Source organism: bacterium (assembly GCA_035945995.1).
Lineage (GTDB): Bacteria > Sysuimicrobiota > Sysuimicrobiia > Sysuimicrobiales > Segetimicrobiaceae > DASSJF01.
Map to the genome: position 1 here is coordinate 1 of DASYZR010000113.1, position 3,546 is coordinate 3,546.

General features: G+C 70.4%; 4 protein-coding genes. 2 read left to right on the forward strand and 2 right to left on the reverse strand.

The genetic code is table 11. The features are described 5' to 3' along the window. Together VGZ23_12850 and VGZ23_12855 are read right to left on the reverse strand one after the other, a co-directional pair. Positions 1-722, reverse strand: a 722-nt coding sequence (locus tag VGZ23_12850) for an AAA family ATPase (protein ID HEV2358477.1), incomplete at its 3' end; no start/stop codon positions are given. Positions 723-980: 258 nt separating this feature from the next. Continuing rightward, on the reverse strand, positions 981-2,009 hold the full coding sequence (locus VGZ23_12855) for an alcohol dehydrogenase catalytic domain-containing protein (GenBank protein ID HEV2358478.1): 1,029 nt from the start codon (positions 2,007-2,009) through the stop codon (positions 981-983). Between the two features lie 96 nt (positions 2,010-2,105). Here VGZ23_12855 and VGZ23_12860 point away from each other — a divergent pair, with 96 nt between their 5' ends. Both VGZ23_12860 and VGZ23_12865 read left to right on the forward strand, forming a co-directional pair. Then, entirely contained in the window at positions 2,106-2,633 is a 528-nt protein-coding gene (locus tag VGZ23_12860) for a carboxymuconolactone decarboxylase family protein (protein HEV2358479.1), read from the forward strand. Then, on the forward strand, positions 2,630-3,546 hold a 917-nt coding region (locus VGZ23_12865; protein ID HEV2358480.1), incomplete at its 3' end, for a hypothetical protein. The genes VGZ23_12860 and VGZ23_12865, both read left to right, overlap by 4 nt.

The window sequence follows — 3,546 nt, forward strand, 5'->3', positions numbered from 1 at the left end:
AGCCGCGCGGCAATCTGTTCCACCGCCAGCACCTTGATGCGGGCCGCCGCGAGTTCGATGGCAAGAGGGATGCCGTCCAACCGATGGCACACTTGCGCGACCGCCGGGGCGTTGCTGCTGGTCACGGTGAACTGCGGTGTACTCGCGACCGCCCGATCGCGAAACAGCCGAATGGCTTCGTATTCAGTGAAGCGGTCCAGGGGCGGGAGATGCTGCAGGTCGGGGAGGGAGAGCGAGGGGACACGCAAGGTGGTCTCCCCCATTACCCCGAGGGCCTCCCGGCTCGTCGCGAGAATCCGCACGTTGGGGCAGGTCCGCAGGAGCGCATCGGTCAGTTGTGCACACGCAACCAGCAGGTGCTCGCAATTGTCCAAGATGCAGAGAGCCGACTTGCTCCGCAGCGCACCCGTGAGCGTCTCAATCAGCGGCCGGCCCGGCTGCTCAGGCAGGCCGAGCGCAGAGGCCGCCACTTTCGGGACAAGGCTCGGGTCGGACAACGTCCCTAACTCCACGAGCCACACCCCATGGGGAAACTCTTCCAGGACCTCCGCAGCCACCTGGAGCGCCAGCCGGGTCTTGCCGCAACCGCCGGAGCCGGTCAGGGTGAGCAGACGGGTCGTGGTCAGGAGGCGTTTGATCTCCGCGATCTCCTGCTCGCGGCCGACGAAGCTGGTGAGTTGGGGAGGAAGATTGTGGAGACGCTCGGCAGGAGGCGGGGCCATGCGGCTCGCGCGCCGAGCGGATTGCGTCGGCCGTCTTTTGACCAGCCGCTTCGCGACCCGCTTCCCGGCCCGACGAGCCATTCGTCGGCCTCCATGACTGTCAGAGGTTGGAAATGGCGGTTCGGTGAACCGGGGCTGCGACCCTTTCGGGCGCTACCCCTCACCGCAACGGTGATATAAGCCCCTCGTAACCCGGCCAGGTAAATGAACGGGGGAAATCGCGCGGTCGGCCTGTCTTGCCGCTCGGTTAGGGTTGGGTTAGCCGATCTCGATCATCGTCTTGAGCACGCCTTCCTGGTACGCGTTCTGGAACCGGAAGGCGTCCGGGACGCGGTCTAGCGGAAACGTGTGCGTGGCGATCGGCCCGACGTTGACCCGCCCGGCCTGGACCATCTGAATCGCGCGCGGATATACGTGCCCCATGCGCCGCTGCCACTTCATCGTCAGCGCCTTCCGCCGCACCTCCGACGCGACGAGACCGAAACGGTCGCCGTCCGGGATGCCGACGAGAATGACGCGCCCGCCGACCGCCGCGCAGGCCACCGCGTCCTCCGGCCCGGTGGGCGAGTTCGTCGCCTCGAGCACTACGTCGGCGCCCCGGCCGTTGGTCCACCCGGCGACCGCCCGGAGATTCGTGGCCGCGTCGTCCGCGCCGAGCCGCTTGGCGGCCTCGGCGCGGTACCCGATCGGGTCGATCGTCCAGACGCGCCCCGCGCCGGCTTCCCGCGCCACCTGGAGCAGCAGCAATCCGATCGGTCCCGCGCCGATCACCGCGACGGTGTCCATCGGCCGGAGGCGCGCCAGATCGAGCGCGAAGATCGCCACGCCGAGCGGCTCGAGCAACGCCGTGGTCGCCGGATCGAAGCCGTCCGGGACGGGGAACAGGGCGTCCGGAGGCGCCGCGTGGTACTCGGCCAGACCGCCGTGGAGCCCGGGGGTGCCGGCAAATTTCACGTCGGGGCACAGGTTCTGATCGCCGCGGAGGCACCATTCGCAGCGTCCGCAGGGACGCGCCGGGTCGACGGCCACGAGCGTCCCGGCCGGCAGACCGTGCGGCCGGCCGCGATCGTCGGCGACTTCGGCGGCGAACTCGTGGCCGAGAATCAGCGGGGACGTCACCCACGCCGAGCCGACGCCGCCCTCGCGATAATAATGAAGGTCGCTGCCGCACACGCCTACGGCGCGGACGCGGAGCAGCACTTCTCCGTCCCGCGGCTCGGGCAGGGGGACGGCCTCCACACGGATGTCATGGGCTTTGTGAATCAGCGCGGCGCGCATCTCCGCCATGAGGGTGCGCCTTTCTCGGCGCGCCCGGGGGCTTCCTCCGGGCGCGCCGCCGCTCCGGGGAGGCCGCGCGCGCCGCGTCAGCGAACCCGACCCTCCATGGCCAGACTTCCCTACGTGCCGGATCCGGACGCGAACGCCGATGGTGCCGCCGAGGCCTATGCCGCCGTGAGGGCGCTCGGCCGTCCGCTGCTCAACCTGTACCGCGTGCTGGCGAACCAGCCGCCGGCCCTGCGCGCGTTTCTCGGCATGTCGCGCTACGTGCGCGACGAGAGCGCGCTGGCGGCGCCGCTCCGTGAATTGACGATTCTCGCGACGGCCTACGCGCTCGGCGTCCGGTACGAGCAGGTGCACCATACGGCCGCCGCCCGTCGCGCCGGCGTGTCCGACGAGAAACTCGCGGCGTTGCCGGCCTGGCAGACGAGTACCGCGTTCACCGCGGCGGAGCGCGCCGCGATGGCCTACGCCCACGAGGTCGCGACCTCGCGCCACGCCGCCGACGCGACGTTCGAGGCGCTGCGGGCCCACTTCGCGCCGGCGCAGATCGTCGATCTCGCGCTGACGGTCGGCTGGTACCATCTCTGCGGGGCGGTGCTCCTGCCGCTCGAGGTGGACCTCGAGGCGTGACGCGGTCATTGCCGCCGCGGCGTGCCACGCGGCTGCGTCTCCATCACATCGTCCGTGAGATGCCGCCGGGCGGCGGCCCGCGCTTTCCGGGGGTCGACGTGTGGCGCTGGCAATACTTCGAGGGCGTGACGGTGCCGCCCGGCACGGTCGTGCCCGTCGACGACCCCACCGGGTGGCGGCTCTATCCCGCCCATCGTCACGTCTACGACAAACTCTTCGTGTGCGGCAGCCAGGGCGTGCCGTACGGACCGCATGGAGTCGCGCCGCGGCGCTATCCGGTCTTCAGCAAGCCGGTCATGAACCTGCACGGGATGGGCGCCCACGGATTCGTCGTCCGGTCGCCGTCCGAGATGGCGGCCCGGTTCGCGCCGGGACATCTGTGGATGCGGCTGCTGCGGGGGCGGCACATCAGCACCGACATCGCGCTCGGCGAAGGCCGGCCGCGGTGGTGGCGCCACACGCTCGGGCGGCGCCTGGGCGGGGGAACGTTCGACTACTGGACCGTCATGGCCGAGCGCCTCCCATCGCTCGAGCGGCGCCTGGGCGGATGGGCCCGCCGGCACCTCCGCGGGTTTACCGGGGTCGTGAACCTCGAAACGATCGGGGGCGTCATCATCGAGTGTCATCTCCGGATGGCGGAGCAGTGGCTCGATCTGAACGGTCCGGGCTGGCTCGAAAGCGTGGTCGACCTCTACGCCCACGGCCGCTGGCGGTTCCGCGACCGGGCGCGGCGGACCGGATACAGCGTCGTGTTGTTCGCGCCGCACGGCCCGCGCTACACGATCGATCCCGCGGACGTCGACGCGCTGCGCGGCGTGGACGGAATCTCGAGCATCCAGATCACGTTCGACGAGACGATCCTCCCCGAGCACCATGCGATGCCGCCGGGGGGCTTTCGGATCGCGATCGTGAA

Excerpts from the sequence above, each read along its gene's own strand:
- VGZ23_12855 (HEV2358478.1), bottom strand. The coding sequence starts at position 2,009 with ATGGCGGAGATGCGCGCCGCGCTGATTCACAAAGCCCATGACATCCGT.
- VGZ23_12860 (HEV2358479.1), top strand. The coding sequence starts at position 2,106 with ATGGCCAGACTTCCCTACGTGCCGGATCCGGACGCGAACGCCGATGGT.